Source organism: Neisseria sp. P0017.S009 (assembly GCF_051957375.1).
In the GTDB taxonomy this organism is placed as follows: domain Bacteria; phylum Pseudomonadota; class Gammaproteobacteria; order Burkholderiales; family Neisseriaceae; genus Neisseria; species Neisseria perflava.
The window spans coordinates 72,646-89,657 of the sequence record NZ_JBQCWL010000007.1; the positions used below are offsets into that span (position 1 = coordinate 72,646).

The 17,012-nt window shown below is 50.1% G+C and carries 12 protein-coding genes, 1 tRNA gene and 4 pseudogenes; 14 read left to right on the forward strand and 3 right to left on the reverse strand.

Annotated elements, in window-relative coordinates:
* Positions 1-245 precede the first annotated feature (245 nt).
* Positions 246-1,103 (reverse strand): ATP-grasp domain-containing protein, encoded by an 858-nt coding sequence (locus tag ACTHTG_RS09150; protein ID WP_004520216.1) that lies wholly within the window; start codon positions 1,101-1,103, stop codon positions 246-248.
* 125 nt (positions 1,104-1,228) lie between these two features.
* Between ACTHTG_RS09150 and ACTHTG_RS09155 the strand changes: the two genes are divergently transcribed.
* From ACTHTG_RS09155 to ACTHTG_RS09175, 5 genes are all read left to right on the forward strand, one after another.
* Positions 1,229-2,464 carry an FAD-binding domain-containing protein gene (locus ACTHTG_RS09155; RefSeq protein ID WP_308538274.1) on the forward strand — a complete coding sequence of 412 codons (1,236 nt, stop codon included), beginning with the start codon at positions 1,229-1,231 and terminating at the stop codon, positions 2,462-2,464.
* 147 nt (positions 2,465-2,611) lie between these two features.
* Complete coding sequence (gene minC, locus ACTHTG_RS09160; protein WP_004520214.1) at positions 2,612-3,331, forward strand: septum site-determining protein MinC; 720 nt, start codon at positions 2,612-2,614, stop codon at positions 3,329-3,331.
* A gap of 26 nt (positions 3,332-3,357) precedes the next feature.
* Entirely contained in the window at positions 3,358-4,173 is an 816-nt protein-coding gene (gene minD / locus ACTHTG_RS09165; RefSeq protein ID WP_004520213.1) for a septum site-determining protein MinD, read from the forward strand.
* A gap of 3 nt (positions 4,174-4,176) precedes the next feature.
* Complete coding sequence (gene minE / locus ACTHTG_RS09170; protein WP_003680625.1) at positions 4,177-4,440, forward strand: cell division topological specificity factor MinE; 264 nt, start codon at positions 4,177-4,179, stop codon at positions 4,438-4,440.
* A 3-nt stretch (positions 4,441-4,443) separates the two neighbouring features.
* On the forward strand, positions 4,444-5,364 hold the full coding sequence (locus ACTHTG_RS09175) for a hydrogen peroxide-inducible genes activator (RefSeq protein ID WP_049330768.1): 921 nt from the start codon (positions 4,444-4,446) through the stop codon (positions 5,362-5,364).
* 64 nt (positions 5,365-5,428) lie between these two features.
* On the opposite strand, the gene ACTHTG_RS09180 is transcribed toward ACTHTG_RS09175, so the two are convergent.
* On the reverse strand, positions 5,429-5,641 hold the full coding sequence (locus ACTHTG_RS09180) for a glycine zipper 2TM domain-containing protein (protein ID WP_003684747.1): 213 nt from the start codon (positions 5,639-5,641) through the stop codon (positions 5,429-5,431).
* Positions 5,642-5,895: 254 nt separating this feature from the next.
* Here ACTHTG_RS09180 and ACTHTG_RS09185 point away from each other — a divergent pair, with 254 nt between their 5' ends.
* On the forward strand, positions 5,896-6,345 hold the full coding sequence (locus tag ACTHTG_RS09185) for a CopD family copper resistance protein (protein WP_070624655.1): 450 nt from the start codon (positions 5,896-5,898) through the stop codon (positions 6,343-6,345).
* Between the two features lie 33 nt (positions 6,346-6,378).
* A pseudogene (locus ACTHTG_RS09190) lies at positions 6,379-7,360 on the forward strand (TerC family protein).
* Between the two features lie 63 nt (positions 7,361-7,423).
* On the opposite strand, the gene ACTHTG_RS09195 reads toward ACTHTG_RS09190, so the two are convergent.
* Positions 7,424-7,855 (reverse strand): Ag473 family lipoprotein, encoded by a 432-nt coding sequence (locus tag ACTHTG_RS09195; protein WP_003749309.1) that lies wholly within the window; start codon positions 7,853-7,855, stop codon positions 7,424-7,426.
* 182 nt (positions 7,856-8,037) lie between these two features.
* Here ACTHTG_RS09195 and ACTHTG_RS09200 point away from each other — a divergent pair.
* From ACTHTG_RS09200 to cas2, 7 genes and pseudogenes are all read left to right on the forward strand, one after another.
* Positions 8,038-8,113 (forward strand) — tRNA-Lys (locus ACTHTG_RS09200).
* 311 nt (positions 8,114-8,424) lie between these two features.
* Complete coding sequence (aldA, locus tag ACTHTG_RS09205; RefSeq protein ID WP_070624653.1) at positions 8,425-9,867, forward strand: aldehyde dehydrogenase; 1,443 nt, start codon at positions 8,425-8,427, stop codon at positions 9,865-9,867.
* 179 nt (positions 9,868-10,046) lie between these two features.
* On the forward strand, positions 10,047-11,558 hold the full coding sequence (gene lysS, locus ACTHTG_RS09210; RefSeq protein ID WP_049336982.1) for a lysine--tRNA ligase: 1,512 nt from the start codon (positions 10,047-10,049) through the stop codon (positions 11,556-11,558).
* Positions 11,559-11,821: 263 nt separating this feature from the next.
* Complete coding sequence (locus ACTHTG_RS09215) at positions 11,822-13,246, forward strand: alanine/glycine:cation symporter family protein (RefSeq protein WP_004520201.1); 1,425 nt, start codon at positions 11,822-11,824, stop codon at positions 13,244-13,246.
* Positions 13,247-13,515: 269 nt separating this feature from the next.
* Positions 13,516-15,498 (forward strand): annotated as a pseudogene (gene cas9, locus ACTHTG_RS09220) (type II CRISPR RNA-guided endonuclease Cas9); the annotation flags it as partial.
* Between the two features lie 176 nt (positions 15,499-15,674).
* Positions 15,675-16,576, forward strand: a pseudogene (gene cas1, locus ACTHTG_RS09225) (type II CRISPR-associated endonuclease Cas1).
* A pseudogene (cas2, locus tag ACTHTG_RS09230) lies at positions 16,569-16,894 on the forward strand (CRISPR-associated endonuclease Cas2). Before cas1 ends, cas2 begins: the two co-directional pseudogenes overlap by 8 nt.
* The last annotated feature ends 118 nt before the right edge of the window (positions 16,895-17,012 follow it).

The following is a 17,012-nucleotide window of genomic DNA, read 5'->3' on the forward strand; positions in this document are numbered from 1 at the left end:
AAAAGATATCTATTTAGACCGATCAGATTGTTTACAATCCGCTAAAAATAAAGGCTGCGGCCGAGATAAAATGCCAAATGAAAGTTAATCAACCATCAATTAAGACTGCAACAATTAAAATGACACAATCGACAAATGGCACATTATTGAAAAATACAAACATGCAAATCTTGTTTTAAAAAGCTTCAGGCCGTCTGAAAGATGGTTTTCAGACGGCCTGAGGCTTGTTAATTATATTGATAAAATCAGGTTGATGAATGTTGCCCAAGCAACTGCGCCAGCACTCGGGCAAAGCGTTCCGTTGCGCCTTCGCTGGTGTGCAAATACAGGGCTGGCTCGATGAGTTCCAACTCATTGAGCAGGAAGGTGTCACCGACCAATGTACCATCCACTCGGGCGTAAACCGGCATTTGCGGCAAAGCGGCCAGTACATCTTGTGCGGCACTGATGGCAAACTCGGGTGGCTCAATACCGAACACCGACACACCATAGGCCGAGTTGGCGCGCCATTCGCCTTGCGGCGGCTGACGGCGCACGGCATGGCTGAATGCGCCGTTGAAAAACACCAGCGATGTTTCGCCTGCTGTTTCGATTTCGCGGATATATGGTTGAACAATCATACCTTGCGGATAATCCGCCATGTTCACGTCCAATGCCTCCGCACAAACTTTAACCACGCCTTTGCCGCTCTGCCCAAATGCCGGCTTGATGACCGCTTCCGTCCAGCCCTGTTGGTTCAGGATGTCGGCCAATTCGGCTTTTTGCGGCGGAACGAACACACTGGGAATCACTTGCGCTCCGCGCGCCGCCAAATCGCATAAATAAGTCTTTTCCATATTCCAAGCCATCAATTCGGGCGGATTGATAAAACGCTGCCCCGCCTGCCCGGCATGTTCCAGCCATTGGCGGAAGGCTTCGGGTTCGGCGGCATAATCCCATGCGCACAAAGGCAGTAAAAACGTCGCAGACGGATGGTTTTGCCACGCATCAAATACGGTTTTCACGCCCATGCTTTCCAAGCATGCCGCCAATGTTTTCAGGTTGTCCGATGGTTCGGGATAAGTTTGGCAGGTAATGAGTGCCAAAACGGTTTGCTCGGTCATTGTTGCCGCCTCATTGCTAAAACCAAAATTATATAGCGAAATCAAACCAAAAGATTTTTCAGACGGCCTGATACATGAGGCCGATTCTGATAAAATGGTTTCCCCTTTTTCGTCGGAACATGCTCATGAAATCTGCTCACGTCCTTGTCTGGTTCCGCCGCAACCTCCGCCTGCATGACAATGCCGCGCTTAATGCCGCCGTTGCAAGCGGTTTGCCCATCACCTGCGTCTGGGTCAGCCAAAGACCGTCTGAAAACCACAATCCGCGTCAAAGCCTGTTCCATTATCAAGCCGCACAAGAACTGCATACCCGTCTGGCGGCACACCATATTCCCTTATATGTCGTCGCTTCCGACGAAGACCTCCTCCCCTTGGCTGCTGCGCTTAATGCCCATACCGTCATCACAGACGAAGCCTACACCGAAGCCGAAATCCGCCAAGACAACCACCTCTGGCACAATTTCGACCAAGCAGGCATTGCCCTGCAACACGCCAACGACCGCGGCATTTTGGCCAAATCCCCCCTCATGGATGCCAACGGCCTGCCCTACACCGATTTTGCCGCCTATAAACAAGCATGGTTGCAGGCTTATTCAGGACAAAGGCCGTCTGAAACCAAATTGCCTGTTCAAATCGGACAAAACGTTCCACTGTTTCCAGCCCATACCGGCGCAGTATTGCCTGCCTATCAGCAGAGCGGCGAAACCGCAGCCTTAACGCAATGGCACGCGTTCAAACAGAATTTGGTTCACTACCCGATTACCCAAAATTATCCGGCACGAAAAAACACCAGCCTCCTCAATGCCTACCTGTCCGCAGGCTGCATTTCCCCGCGCCTGCTGGCTGCCGAAAGCTTGGCAAACCGACATTTCGAGTGGCTGGACAAGCTCATTTTCCGCGACTACTGCTACCAGCTCGCCTACCACCGCCGCCTGCCCGAAACAACCGATGCCGCCCCGGTACGCGAATACTGGCGACACGGCCAAACCGGCGTGCCCATCATCGACGCCTCCATCCGCGGCCTCGAAGCCACCGGCCACTTACACCCCGTTCTCCAGCAGCTGTGCGCCCACTATTTCTGCCATGCCCTCAACTTCGACCCCAACCAAGGCATCGCGTGGACAGCCTCCGTCCAAACTGGCACCGACCCTGCGCTCAACCAAGCCAACTGGCACCTTGCCGCCCAAGACACGGCCACCGTCCGCTATGCCCACCGTTCGCACCAAATCGACCCCGACGGCAGCTACATCCGCAGTTACCTCCCCGAATTGGCGCACCTGCCGTCCACCCTCATCCACACGCCGTGGGCCGCCGCCGACGACATCGACACACACGGCTATCCCTTTCCCAAGGCCGTCTGAAACCTACGTTCACACCAAAAAACCACACTAAATACAGCTAAAAAACGTTCAAACAAAATATTTTGGTTTCAGACGGCCAAACAGATTGAATAGCCAAGATTTACACGGTAAACTTACGTCATTAAAAAATTTTATTATTTCATTACAATGAAACCCGCATTCGACATAAAAACGTCACGTTTGGACGTCTTATCCATCCATCTGCACACCGCAGATCTAACCGAATTGGAAGAATTCCTGCGCCAACTGGCAGGCCAATCCCAAGACGAATTCGTTCCCTTCATTTTAGACGTACAAGATTTCGACCATCCCGAATCCATCGATTTGGGCGGCATGATTTCCCTGTTTGCCCGTTACGGCATGCAAATTTTAGGGCTGCACCACACCAGCGACACATGGGCAGCGGCGGCGGCGCGTTACCACTTGGTATTCAAACAAGGCAACTCCACCCAAGCAGCCGACACACAGGCAGCGCCTACCCCGCGCCAAGCACCGCAGCCGCAAGACGTACAAGCCACCGTTATCAATAATCCGACCGTATTGGTCAGCACGCCCGTACGTACCGGCCAGCAGGTTTACGCTGAAAACGGCGACCTCATCGTTACCGGCATCGTCAGCCAAGGTGCGGAGCTTATCGCCGACGGCAACATCCATATTTACGCCCCCATGCGCGGCAGAGCGTTGGCCGGTGCAAAAGGCAACACCAACGCGCGCATCTTTATTCATTCCATGCAGGCCGAATTAGTCTCCGTTGCCGGCATCTACCGCAACTTCGAGCAAGACCTGCCCGAGCATCTGCACAAAAAACCCGTACAAGTATCATTGCAAGACAACCGACTGGTTATCAGCGCAATCGACGCCGAATAAACATCAGTACTTAAAAAGGAAATATCGTGTCCAAAATCATCGTAGTAACTTCAGGTAAAGGCGGCGTAGGCAAGACCACTACCAGCGCCAGCATCGCAACCGGCCTGGCCCTGCGCGGCCACAAAACCGCCGTAATCGACTTCGACGTCGGTTTGCGCAACCTCGACCTGATTATGGGTTGCGAACGCCGCGTCGTGTATGACCTCATCAACGTCATCCAAGGCGAAGCCACACTCAACCAAGCCCTGATTAAAGACAAAAACTGCGAAAACCTCTACATCCTGCCCGCTTCGCAAACCCGCGATAAAGACGCACTGACCCGCGAAGGCGTGGACAACGTGATGAAAGAGCTGGCCAGCGAAAAAATGGGCTTCGAATTCATTATCTGCGATTCCCCTGCCGGTATCGAACAAGGTGCACTGATGGCACTCTACTTTGCCGACGAAGCCATCATTACCACCAATCCGGAAGTATCCAGCGTCCGCGACTCCGACCGTATCTTGGGCATTTTGCAAAGCAAATCCCGCAAAGCCGAACAAGGCGGTACTGTTAAAGAGCACTTGCTGATTACCCGCTACTCCCCTGAGCGCGTGGCTAAAGGCGAAATGCTGTCTGTACAAGACATCTGCGATATCTTGCGTATTCCGTTGATCGGTGTGATTCCTGAATCACAAAACGTCCTGCAAGCTTCCAACGCCGGCGAACCTGTCATCCACCAAGACAATGCCGCAGCAGCAGAAGCCTACAAGGACGTTATCGCCCGCCTCTTGGGTGAAAACCGCGAAATGCGTTTCCTCGAAGCTGAGAAGAAAAGCTTCTTAAAACGACTGTTCGGAGGTTAATACATGTCACTGCTCGATATGCTGTTCGGCAGAAAGCCGAAAACCGCCACAGTCGCGCGCGACCGCCTGCAAATCATCATCGCGCAAGAACGCGCACAAGAAGGCCAAGCTCCGGACTATCTGCCGACCCTGCGTAAAGAGTTGTTGGAGGTCCTGTCCAAATACGTCAACGTATCATTGGACGACATCCGCATCTCCCAAGAGAAACAAGACGGCTTGGACGTTCTTGAGCTGAACATCACCCTGCCGGAACAAAAAAAGGCTTAACACATGACCTTGACCGAATTGCGTTACATCGTAGCCGTCGCACAAGAACGTCACTTCGGACGTGCCGCACGACGCTGCTTTGTCAGCCAGCCCACCCTCTCCATCGCCATCAAAAAGCTGGAGGAAGAGCTGTCGGTATCCCTGTTCGACCGTAGCAGCAACGACATCATCACAACCGAAGCGGGCGAGCGCATTGTCGCCCAAGCCCGACGGGTTTTGGAAGAAGCCGAACTCATCAAGCACCTTGCCAATGAAGAGCAAAACGAATTGGAAGGTGCGTTCAAACTCGGCCTGATTTTCACCGTTGCCCCCTACCTTCTGCCCAAGCTCATTACCGCGCTGCGTGAAACCGCGCCGAAAATGCCGCTGATGCTGGAAGAGAACTATACCCACATCCTGACCGAGTCGCTCAAACGCGGCGATGTCGATGCAATCGTCGTTGCCGAACCGTTCCAAGAGCCGGGCATCGTAACCGAGCCTCTGTATGACGAACCTTTCTTCGTCATCGTTCCCAAAGGACATCACTTTGAAGAACTCGATGCCGTTACGCCTCAGCTTTTGGGCGAAGAACAAGTGTTGCTGCTGTCCGAAGGCAACTGTATGCGCGACCAAGTATTGGCAAGCTGTTCCGAATTGGCTTCCAAACAGAAAATCCAAGGTTTGACCAATACCCTGCAAGGCAGCTCCATCAACACCATCCGCCACATGGTTGCCAGCGGTTTGGCTATCAGCGTCATGCCGGCTACCGCCTTGACCGAAAACGACCATATGCTTTTCAGCATTATCCCGTTTGAAGGCACTGCACCACACCGCCGTGTCGTTTTGGCCTATCGCCGCAACTTTGTCCGACCGAAAGCACTGACTGCCTTGCGCACGGCTATTTTGCAATCGCAACTGACCGGTGTAACGTTCGTCAACGAATAAACCGTAAAACAAAAGGCCGTCTGAATATTCAGACGGCCTTTTTTATTTTTAACCGAATAAAGGATTAGTAGCGGGTATGAACCTGGCTGCCGATAACGCCACCCAAAGCCGCGCCACCCAAGGTAGAGCCGGTATCGCCACCAATCAAGTTACCTGCCACGCCACCCAATACCGCACCAGCAGCAGTGTTGCGTTGGGTTTGAGTCATATTGGCACATGCACCCAAAGAGGCAGCCAGCATGATCAAGGTCACAGTTTTTGCAAAAGTTTTCTTCATGGTTTGATTCTCCATCAGGGGTTAAGCTTTATATGGAACAGTATGGCACAACCTTTCATTAATATATTTTCTAATAAGTAAAGACAGATTAAACTAAGATAACGCTCTTGATGAACGGTTAACTTCAAAAATAAACGGCAATTCCAATAGAATATTTATAAAATTTAATATATTTGGCATAAAATTGCGCATGCATCAACCGCATTCGGTAGTGATACAATGACGACTTGTCTGAATTACCGGAAACACCCGTCATGAGTATCTACGCACTGGCACACATCATCCACGTTTATTGCGCGATTGCCTTTGTCGGCGGCGTATTTTTCGAAATGCTGGTCCTCTCCGTTTTACACACCGGCCGCGTTTCACGCGAATCGCGCCGCGAAGTCGAACATGCCATGTCCTATCGTGCCGTCCGCGTAATGCCGCCTGTCGTCATTACCCTGTTCATCAGCGGCATCGTGATGGTGTACAACCGCTACCTGCCGATACTGCACCACCCATTCGACAGCTCTTTCGGCATCATGCTGAGCATCAAAATCCTGTTGGCAATAAGCGTTTTGGTACATTTTGCCATCGCCGTCGTCAAAATGGCACGGCACACCCTCACCGTCGGCTGGTCGAAATACATACACGCCGTTGTATTCAGCCATATGCTGTTTATCGTCTTTTTTGCCAAGGCGATGTTCTACCTGTCTTGGTAAACCTTACCCATACCCCACACACAAGGATTGTTTATGACCCAATACCCGTCCGTCGGCTCGCCGATGTTTTACGGCATCTTCTTTATTGCCGTCTTAATCATGATCGCCATCGATATGGTATCGCTGAAAAAAAAACGGCGCCCACAAAGTCAGCATAAAAGAAGCCCTCGCCTGGAGCGGCATTTGGGTGGCCGTATCCTGCACGTTTGCAGGCTGGCTCTATTTTGAACTGGCGGGCAACCCGACTTACGGGGCCGTTGTCGCCAAAGAAAAAGTCCTCGAATTCTTCACCGGCTATGTGCTTGAAAAATCCCTTGCCGTCGATAACATCTTCGTTTTCCTGATGATTTTCGGCTACTTCAAAGTAGAACCCAAATTCCAACACCGCGTCTTACTCTATGGCGTATTCGGCGCCATCGTCCTGCGCGCCATCATGATCTTCATCGGCGCAGCCTTGGTACAACAATTTGAATGGATTTTGTACCTCTTCGGCGCATTCCTCTTATACACCGGCATTCACATGATGAAGCCCGAAGCCGAAGCTGAAGAAGACCTTTCCCAAAACAAGATCCTGACTCTGCTCAAAAAAGTCATCCCGACCAGCCAACAGTTTGACGATGAAAAATTCTTTACCATCGAAAACGGCAAACGTATCGCTACGCCGCTTTTGCTGGTATTGATTATGATCGAATTGAGCGACGTCATCTTCGCCGTGGACAGCATCCCCGCTATTTTTGCCGTAACCACCGACCCTTTCATCGTCCTCACTTCCAACATTTTTGCCATCTTGGGCCTGCGTGCCATGTACTTCTACTTCTTACTGGCAGACTTTGCCGAACGCTTTATTTTCCTCAAATACGGCTTGGCTTTCGTATTGAGCTTTATCGGCATCAAGATGCTGATTATGCACTGGGTGCATATCCCGATTTCCATTTCCCTGTCCGTCGTCTTCGGCGCACTGGGCGCGTCCATCCTGACTTCTTTGGTGTACACGCGTCAGCAAGAGAAAAAATAATCTGCCAATATAAAAAGGCCGTCTGAACATTTCAGACGGCCTTTTCAAATATCAAACACCAGCTTATTTAGCAGCGTCTTTCAATTTGTCGGCAGCTTCTTGAGTCGCATCGGCTGCTTTACCCAAAGCATCTTTAGCCGCATCTTTGGCAGCATCTTTAGCTTCACCCACAGCAGCTTTTGCATCGTCCAAGGCTTTGTCGCTGGCTTCTTTAGCACCATCGATGGCTTTACCGGTAGTTTCTTTAGCATCGGAAATTGCTTTCTCCGCAGTTTCCTTCGCATCGGCACCGGCTTCTTTAGCGTCAGAAACAGCCTGTTCAGCAGCGCCTTTAGCTTCGGAAGCAGCAGCATCGGCAGCAGAAGCCGCGTGTTCGGCAGCAGCGTTCACATCAGAAGCAACGGCAGAAGCCGCTTCTTGAGTTTCCTGTTTCGCCTCTTGAGAACAAGCAGCCAAACCAGCCACCATCATCGCAGCAATCAATAATTTTTTCATGTTGTATATCCTTTGGTCTAAAAAATATCCATCAGAACTGACAGATTAGAAAATCATAACATAATTAATACTCGAAAAAGGGAGAATTAACGCCAAATAACAGCTGGTTTACGTTTTTTGAAAAAAATTTCAAAAAAACAGTTGACGAAAAGAAACAATCTCCCTATAATGCACAGCTTATCGGGTCGTTAGCTCAGTCGGTAGAGCAGCGGACTTTTAATCCGTTGGTCGAGCGTTCGAATCGCTCACGACCCACCAAATATGAAAACCTGCTTTGAAAAAAGCAGGTTTTTTTTATATTCTCCATCAAGCCTTTCTTCACTTGATACCTTTCTCATCATCAAAATCAAGCAATATCCGAGCTTTGTCACAATGCTGTTATGGATGCAACTCAAGGCATCACACCAGCACCAACCTCTTGAATCAATCAAACCCAACTCCCCCACCCAACATCTTTTTCTAAAAACTTCCAAATACCTACCATCAACCCATGCCAAATCCTCTTGTATGCCAGACAATTTAGGCATAGACTAAAACTACATCCAACTACAACAACAGGAGAAGGTTTGATGAAACAACTGTCTATGTATATCAACGGCCGCTTTGAAACCGACTTTAACGGTACATGGCGTGATGTATTGAATCCGGCAACCGAAGAAGTCATCGCGCGTGAGCCTAAAGGTGGAAAAGCCGATGTTGATCGTGCCGTTGCCGCGGCCAGAGATGCGCAAACTACATGGGAGCGTTTGCCTGCCGTTGAGCGCGGCGCATACCTGCGCAAAATTGCCCAAGGCATCCGCGAACGTGCCGACGAGCTGACGGATACCATTGTTGCCGAAGGCGGAAAAACCAAAGATTTGGCACGCATAGAAGTCATGTTCACTGCCGATTATCTCGATTACCAAGCCGAATGGGCGCGCCGTTATGAAGGCGAAATCATCCAAAGCGACCGTCCGCGCGAAAACATTTTATTGTTCAAACGTCCTTTGGGCGTAATCGCCGGCATTTTGCCGTGGAACTTCCCATTCTTCCTGATCGCCCGCAAAATGGGCCCGGCTTTGGTAACAGGCAATACCATCGTCGTCAAACCAAGCAGCGTTACCCCGATTAACTGCCACATCTTTGCTGAAATCGTTCATGCTTCAGGCTTACCTGCCGGCGTATTCAACGTCGTCAACGGCCCAGGCGCAGAAATCGGCAATGCCTTAGCATCGCATCCGCAAGTCGATATGGTCAGCCTGACCGGTTCTGTAGAAGCAGGCCGTCAAGTAATGGAAGCTGCCGCCGCCAACATTACCAAAGTCTCACTGGAACTGGGCGGCAAAGCCCCTGCCATCGTTTTGAAAGATGCCGACCTGGATCTGGCCGTCAAATCCATCTTGGCTTCACGCGTGGGCAATACTGGTCAAATCTGTAACTGCGCCGAACGCGTGTATGTCCACAACAGCCTGAAAGACGCATTTATTGAAAAAATGACCGCCGCCATGAAAGGCGTGCGCTACGGCAATCCAGCTAAGGCCGAACCTGGCGCACTGGAAATGGGCCCATTGATTGAAGAGCGCGCCGTCAAAGCCGTTGCCGAGAAAGTCGAACGTGCAGTTCGACAAGGCGCAACTTTGGTTTGCGGCGGCAAACGTGCCGACGGCAAAGGCTACTTCTTCGAACCTACCCTGCTGACCAATACCGACAACAGCATGGACATCATGAAGGAAGAAACCTTCGGCCCCGTCCTGCCTGTTGCCACTTTCGACACGCTCGATCAAGTCATTGCTTTGGCAAACGACAGCGAATTCGGCCTGACCAGCTCCGTCTATACCACCAATCTGAATGAAGCGTTTTATGTAACCCGCCGTCTGCGTTTCGGCGAAACCTACATCAACCGCGAAAACTTTGAAGCCATGCAGGGCTTCCATGCCGGTTGGAAAAAATCAGGTATCGGCGGCGCCGACGGCAAACACGGCTTGGAAGAATATCTGCAAACCCAAGTTGTTTATTTAGAAACCGATATCTAACTGCCGATACTGCCCTTCATAAAACAAAAGGCCGTCTGAAACCGATTTTTCAGGTTTCAGACGGCCTTTCTGGCTTTATAGAAAAAAATACCGACATCGCGTAAAATAGAGCCAATTTTTCACTTTATTCAGGCCGTCTGAACACTCCGGCAGCCTGACTTATTTTTCCGGAAAACACCATGAGCGAACAAAACAATCCTCAAATCGAGCCGCAGTTGGACGAAAACCAAATCATCGCCCTGCGCCGCGAGAAACTGCACAACATCCGCAAAGAACGCAACGCCTACCCTAACGATTTCAAACGCGACAGCTTCGCCGCCGACCTGCATACCCAATACGGTGAAATCAGCAAAGAAGAACTCGACCCGCAAGGCATTCCCGTCAAAGTAGCCGGCCGCATGATGCTCAAACGTCAAATGGGCAAAGCCAGCTTCGCCACCATTCAAGACGTTACCGGTCAAATCCAGCTTTATCTGAACAACAAAGGTGTGAGCCAAGAAGTTTTGGACGACTTCAACCACTGGGACTTGGGCGACATCGTCGGCGCGGAAGGTACTTTGTTCAAAACCAACCACGGCGAATTGACCGTGCGCGTGTCCAACATCCGCCTGCTATCCAAATCCCTGCGCCCTCTGCCGGACAAACACAAAGGTTTGAGCGATCAGGAAACCAAATACCGTCAACGCTACGTCGATTTGATTGCCAACGAAGAATCACGCAATACCTTCATCAAACGCAGCCAAATCATCCAATCCGTGCGCAATTTCATGGTCAACGAGCATTATTTGGAAGTTGAAACCCCAATGATGCACCCGATTCCGGGCGGTGCGACGGCAAAACCGTTCGTTACCCACCACAATGCCTTGGACATTCCGCTCTATCTGCGCATCGCTCCCGAGCTGTATCTGAAACGCTTGGTTGTCGGCGGCTTGGAACGCGTGTTTGAAATCAACCGCAGCTTCCGTAACGAGGGCATGTCCGTACGCCACAACCCTGAATTCACCATGATCGAATTCTACGAAGCCTTCTCCGACTACGAACGCATGATGCAAATGGCGGAAGACATCATCCGCAACGCTTCCCGCGCGGTAAACGGCACGGCAAAAATCAGCTACAACGGCAAAGAAGTCGATTTGGAAAGCCCGTTTGAACGCCTGACCATTCTCGAAGCCATCAAGAAATACAATCCGCACTACACCGACGAGCAGTTGAACGATGAAGAATGGCTGAAAAAAGAAATCGTCAAACACGGCGAAAGCCTGCCTCCGTCTCCGGGCATCGGCAGCCTGCAACTTGCCCTGTTTGAAGGTTGTGCAGAAAGCAAACTGTGGAACCCGACTTTCATCATCGACTACCCTGTCGAAGTATCGCCATTGGCACGCGCATCCGACAGCAAACCGGGTTTGACCGAACGCTTCGAGCTTTTCGTTGTCGGCCGCGAACTGGCAAACGGCTACTCCGAGTTGAACGATCCGGAAGATCAAGCCGAACGCTTCAAGGCACAAGTGGCGCAAAAAGACGCTGGCGACGACGAAGCCATGCACTACGATGCCGACTACATCCGTGCCATGGAATTCGGCCTGCCGCCGACCGGCGGCTGCGGCATCGGCATCGACCGCTTGGTAATGTTGCTGACCGATTCGCAAACCATCCGCGACGTGATTCTGTTCCCGCAAATGCGTCCCGAATAACACATTGAAATAAAATCAAGGCCGTCTGAAAACAAGATTCTGTTTTCAGACGGCCTTTTTGTTCAAATATGTAAAACGGAAAAATTAAAATCGACAATTCCTTTACATTATAATAATAAAATTCCATGATAATCAAAAGCATAATATAAAAAAGAATATGTAAACGTTTTTCAGTTTGTTGACAGTCTGCTAGAATACATCCAATTACAGGACAGCCCACACACACAGGCTGTCTGAAAATGCAAAAACTCTGAAAGGTTTGTATGGATCAATTTTTCGAACAGCTTCACGGCTGGGTAAACGCCATCAACGACCCAATGTGGTCGGGGTTGGTATATATGCTTTTAGGCGCAGGCCTCTTTTTCACCGTTACCACCGGTTTTGTACAATTCCGCCTCTTCGGCCGCAGTATCAAAGAAATGCTGGGCGGCCGCAAACAAGGTGATGATCCGCACGGAATCACACCGTTCCAAGCATTCGTTACCGGCTTGGCCAGCCGCGTAGGCGTGGGCAACATCGCCGGCGTGGCGATTGCCATCAAACTCGGCGGGCCGGGCGCGGTATTCTGGATGTGGGTAACCGCCTTAATCGGCATGAGTTCGGCGTTTGTCGAATCTTCACTGGCCCAACTCTTTAAAGTCCGGGACTACGACAACCACCACTTCCGCGGCGGTCCTGCCTACTACATAACTCAAGGCCTGGGACAAAAATGGCTGGGCGTTTTGTTCGCCCTGAGCCTGATTTTCTGTTTCGGCTTTGTATTTGAAGCCGTACAGACCAATACCATCGCCGATACCACCAAAGCGGCATGGGGCTGGGATCAACACTATGTCGGTGTCGCCCTGGTCATTCTGACTGCCCCTATTATCTTCGGCGGTATCCGTCGCGTATCTAAAGCCGCGGAAATTATCGTTCCGCTGATGGCGGTTTTATATCTCGTCATAGCACTCTTCATCATTGCTACCAATATTTCCCTGATTCCTGATGTGTTCGATCAGATTTTCTCCAACGCGTTCAACTTCGATTCGGCTGCAGGCGGTTTCCTCGGCGGTCTGATTTCGACCACCATGATGCAGGGTATCAAACGCGGCCTGTATTCCAATGAGGCGGGTATGGGTTCTGCGCCGAACGCCGCAGCCGCAGCCGAAGTGAAACACCCCGTCTCCCAAGGCATGATTCAAATGCTGGGCGTTTTCGTCGATACCATCATCGTCTGCTCATGCACTGCCTTTATCGTCTTGACCTATCAACAGCCTTACGGCGACCTGAGTGGTGCGGCGCTGACCCAAGCGGCAATCGTCAGCCAGGTAGGCGAATGGGGCGCGGGCTTCCTTGCCGCCATCCTGTTTATGTTTGCCTTTTCAACCGTTATCGGCAACTATGCCTATGCTGAGTCCAACGTCCAATTCATCAAGAGCCATTGGCTGGTTACCGCCGTTTTCCGTATGCTGGTTTTGGCATGGGTCTACTTCGGCGCAGTTGCCAACGTACCCTTGGTATGGGATATGGCAGACATGGCCATGGGCATCATGGCATGGATTAACCTCGTTGCCATCCTGCTCCTGTCACCACTTGCCTTCCTGCTGTTGAAAGACTACACAGCCAAGCTGAAAATGGGTAAAGACCCAGAGTTCAAACTCTCTGAACACCCAGGCTTGAAACGCAAAATCAAATCCGATATCTGGTAATACCAAAGGCCGTCTGAAATTTCAGACGGCCTTTTTAATCCCTGCCATCTAGATAAAACGATGCCCCTTAAAGCAGAAGCCTTAAGGGGCAGAGCGTTGCGGCACATCTTTTCAGACGGCCTTATTGTAGCAACGTTTCTCATTTCGCAGTGCAACAATATGGACGGATTCTAATTCCAAATCGGCACCCAGTCAAGCATTTCATTTGCATAGTAATACTTACCTAGGATATATTTATACTTACCAAACATCACATTACGGAGAAACTGATGGCTGCATTCAAACCCAATCCAATCAACTACATCCTCGGTCTCGATATCGGCATTGCATCCGTCGGCTGGGCGATGGTAGAAATTAACGAAGAAGAAAACCCCATCCGCCTGATTGATTTGGGCGTGCGCGTATTTGAGCGTGCAGAAGTACCGAAAACAGGCGACTCTCTCGCAGCGGCAAGACGCTTGGCACGCAGTGTTCGCCGCCTGACCCGCCGTCGCGCCCACCGTCTGCTTCGGGCCCGCCGTCTATTGAAACGCGAAGGCGTATTACAAGCCGCCGATTTTGATGAAAACGGCTTGATTAAATCCTTACCGAATACACCATGGCAACTTCGCGCAGCCGCATTAGATCGCAAACTGACGCCTTTGGAGTGGTCGGCAGTCTTGTTGCATTTAATCAAACATCGCGGCTATTTGTCGCAAAGAAAAAACGAGGGCGAAACTGCCGATAAGGAGCTTGGCGCTTTGCTTAAAGGCGTAGCCGACAATGCCCATGCCTTACAAACAGGCAATTTCCGCACACCAGCCGAATTAGCTTTAAATAAATTTGAGAAAGAAAGCGGCCATATCCGCAACCAACGCGGCGATTATTCGCATACGTTCAACCGCAAAGATTTACAAGCAGAGCTGAATTTACTGTTTGAAAAACAAAAAGAATTCGGCAATCCGCATGTTTCAGACGGCCTTAAAGAAGGTATTGAAACCCTGCTGATGGCGCAACGCCCTGCCCTGTCTGGCGATGCTGTTCAAAAAATGTTGGGGTATTGCACCTTTGAGCCGACAGAGCCGAAAGCCGCTAAAAACACCTACACCGCCGGACGTTTCATCTGGCTGACCAAGCTGAACAACCTGCGTATTTTAGAGCAAGGCAGCGAGCGGCCATTGACCACTACCGAACGCGCCACGCTTATGGACGAGCCATACAGAAAATCCAAACTGACTTACGCACAAGCCCGTAAGCTGCTGGGTTTAGAAGATACCGCCTTTTTCAAAGGCTTGCGCTATGGTAAAGACAATGCCGAAGCCTCAACATTGATGGAAATGAAGGCCTACCATGCCATCAGCCGTGCGCTGGAAAAAGAAGGATTGAAAGACAAAAAATCCCCATTAAACCTTTCTCCCGAATTACAAGACGAAATCGGCACGGCATTCTCCCTGTTCAAAACCGATGAAGACATTACAGGCCGTCTGAAAGACCGTGTTCAGCCCGAAATTTTAGAAGCGCTGTTAAAACACATCAGCTTCGACAAGTTCGTCCAAATTTCCTTGAAAGCATTGCGCCGAATTGTGCCTCTAATGGAGCAAGGCAAACGTTACGATGAAGCCTGCGCCGAAATCTACGGAGACCATTACGGCAAGAAAAATGCGGAAGAAAAGATTTATCTGCCGCCGATTCCCGCCGACGAAATCCGCAACCCCGTCGTCTTGCGCGCCTTATCTCAAGCCAGAAAAGTCATAAATGCCGTTGTACGCCGGTACGGCTCCCCTGCACGTATCCATATTGAAACGGCAAGGGAAGTAGGCAAATCGTTTAAAGACCGCAAAGAAATCGAAAAACGCCAAGAAGAAAACCGTAAAGACCGGGAAAAAGCCGCCGCTAAGTTCCGAGAGTATTTCCCCAATTTTGTCGGCGAACCCAAATCCAAAGATATTCTGAAACTGCGCCTGTACGAGCAACAACACGGCAAATGCCTGTATTCGGGCAAAGAAATCAACCTAGGCCGTCTGAACGAAAAAGGCTATATCGAAATCGACCATGCCCTGCCGTTCTCGCGCACATGGGACGACAGTTTCAACAATAAAGTGCTGGTATTGGGCAGCGAAAACCAAAACAAAGGTAATCAAACCCCTTACGAATACTTCAACGGCAAAGACAACAGCCGCGAATGGCAGGAATTTAAAGCGCGTGTTGAAACCAGCCGTTTTCCTCGCAGTAAAAAACAACGGATTCTGCTGCAAAAATTCGACGAAGACGGCATATATCGAATCGGTGTCAAAACCGCCCTTTCATTCCCAAAATACCAAATCGACGAACTCGGCAAAGAAATCAGACCATGCCGTCTGAAAAAACGCCCACCTGTCCGTTAAATTAATCTATCCCTGTTTCAGACGGCCTGAAGCAGGGATTTTTTATAAAAAATAAGGGGAAAAACATGACTTGGCGCAGCCTGCTCATTCAAAACGGCGGTAAATTATCCTTACAACGCCGGCAACTGCTGATTCAACAAAACGGCGAGTCCCATACCGTACCATTAGAAGACATCGCCGTTATCATCATCGAAAACCGCGAAACCCTAATTACCGCCCCGCTCTTATCAGCCTTAGCCGATCATAGTGCAACCCTGCTGACATGTGATGAGCAATTCCTACCCTACGGACAATGGCTGCCTTATGCCCAATATCACCGCCAACTTAAAATCCTCAAGCTGCAACTGAATATAAGCGAACCCTTAAAAAAGCAACTCTGGCAACATATCGTCCGCCAAAAAATCCTAAATCAAGCATTTGTCGCAGACGAAACAGGCAATGATCTTGCAACCAAACGGCTGCGCACTTTGGCAGTCGAAGTCCGTTCAGGCGATACAGGAAACCGTGAAGCCCAAGCTGCCGCCCTCTACTTCCAAGCCCTCTTTGGGGAAAAGTTTACCCGTACGTCAATGCCGCATTGAACTACACCTACGCCGTACTCCGTGCAGCAGTAGCACGCGCCCTGACCTTATATGGTTGGTTGCCTGCATTAGGCTTGTTTCATAGGAGCGAACTAAATCCATTCAACCTCGCCGATGACTTTCTCGAACCCTTACGCCCATTGGCCGACCTGGTCGTTATACATTTGCATAAACAAGGCCGTCTGAAAACTGAACTGACACCCAACCTCAAACAAAACCTTATCAAGATCCTTCACTATCAAATCTGCATCGAACGGCAACATTTCAGCACCTTGGCTGCCATCGACAAAATGATTTCTTCATTTCAAGCCAGCGTAACTAACAAAAACGCTAAACAGCTGAAACTGCCCGAAATCTTGCCATTGAAAGAATACCAATATGAGTGAGGCTAAATTTATGAGGATTATCGTCTTCTTCGACCTACCTGTTACCACGGCGGCCAAGCGCAAAGCCGCCAATCAATTCCGCCAGTTCCTTTAAAAGATGGATACCAAATGCTCCAACTTTCCGTATACAGCCGTATTGTCAAAGGTCGAGATTCGTTGCAAAAACACCACAATAGGCTATGTGCAAACCTACCGCAAGAAGGCTCAATCCGCTGTTTGGAAGTAACAGAAAAGCAATATACCACCATGAAACTGCTGTTGGGAGAGCTGAAAATCCAAGAAAAAAGGGTAAATTCCGACCAACTATTATTATTTTAAGGCTGCTTTTTTAGACAAAATAAAACGGGAAACCCTTATAGAATAAGGGTTTCCCGTTGAAGTATTGTAGCACTGCGAAATGAGAAAGGGTCTATCCAAATAAAAAAGCACCACCTAA

What these genes read in the sequence shown, in the direction of transcription:
- ACTHTG_RS09150 (WP_004520216.1), bottom strand. Translation starts at nt 1,103, where the DNA reads ATGACCGAGCAAACCGTTTTGGCACTCATTACCTGCCAAACTTATCCC.
- ACTHTG_RS09155 (WP_308538274.1), top strand. Translation starts at nt 1,229, where the DNA reads ATGAAATCTGCTCACGTCCTTGTCTGGTTCCGCCGCAACCTCCGCCTG.
- minC (WP_004520214.1), top strand. Translation starts at nt 2,612, where the DNA reads ATGAAACCCGCATTCGACATAAAAACGTCACGTTTGGACGTCTTATCC.
- minE (WP_003680625.1), top strand. Translation starts at nt 4,177, where the DNA reads ATGTCACTGCTCGATATGCTGTTCGGCAGAAAGCCGAAAACCGCCACA.
- ACTHTG_RS09175 (WP_049330768.1), top strand. Translation starts at nt 4,444, where the DNA reads ATGACCTTGACCGAATTGCGTTACATCGTAGCCGTCGCACAAGAACGT.
- ACTHTG_RS09180 (WP_003684747.1), bottom strand. Translation starts at nt 5,641, where the DNA reads ATGAAGAAAACTTTTGCAAAAACTGTGACCTTGATCATGCTGGCTGCC.
- ACTHTG_RS09185 (WP_070624655.1), top strand. Translation starts at nt 5,896, where the DNA reads ATGAGTATCTACGCACTGGCACACATCATCCACGTTTATTGCGCGATT.
- ACTHTG_RS09195 (WP_003749309.1), bottom strand. Translation starts at nt 7,855, where the DNA reads ATGAAAAAATTATTGATTGCTGCGATGATGGTGGCTGGTTTGGCTGCT.
- aldA (WP_070624653.1), top strand. Translation starts at nt 8,425, where the DNA reads ATGAAACAACTGTCTATGTATATCAACGGCCGCTTTGAAACCGACTTT.
- lysS (WP_049336982.1), top strand. Translation starts at nt 10,047, where the DNA reads ATGAGCGAACAAAACAATCCTCAAATCGAGCCGCAGTTGGACGAAAAC.
- ACTHTG_RS09215 (WP_004520201.1), top strand. Translation starts at nt 11,822, where the DNA reads ATGGATCAATTTTTCGAACAGCTTCACGGCTGGGTAAACGCCATCAAC.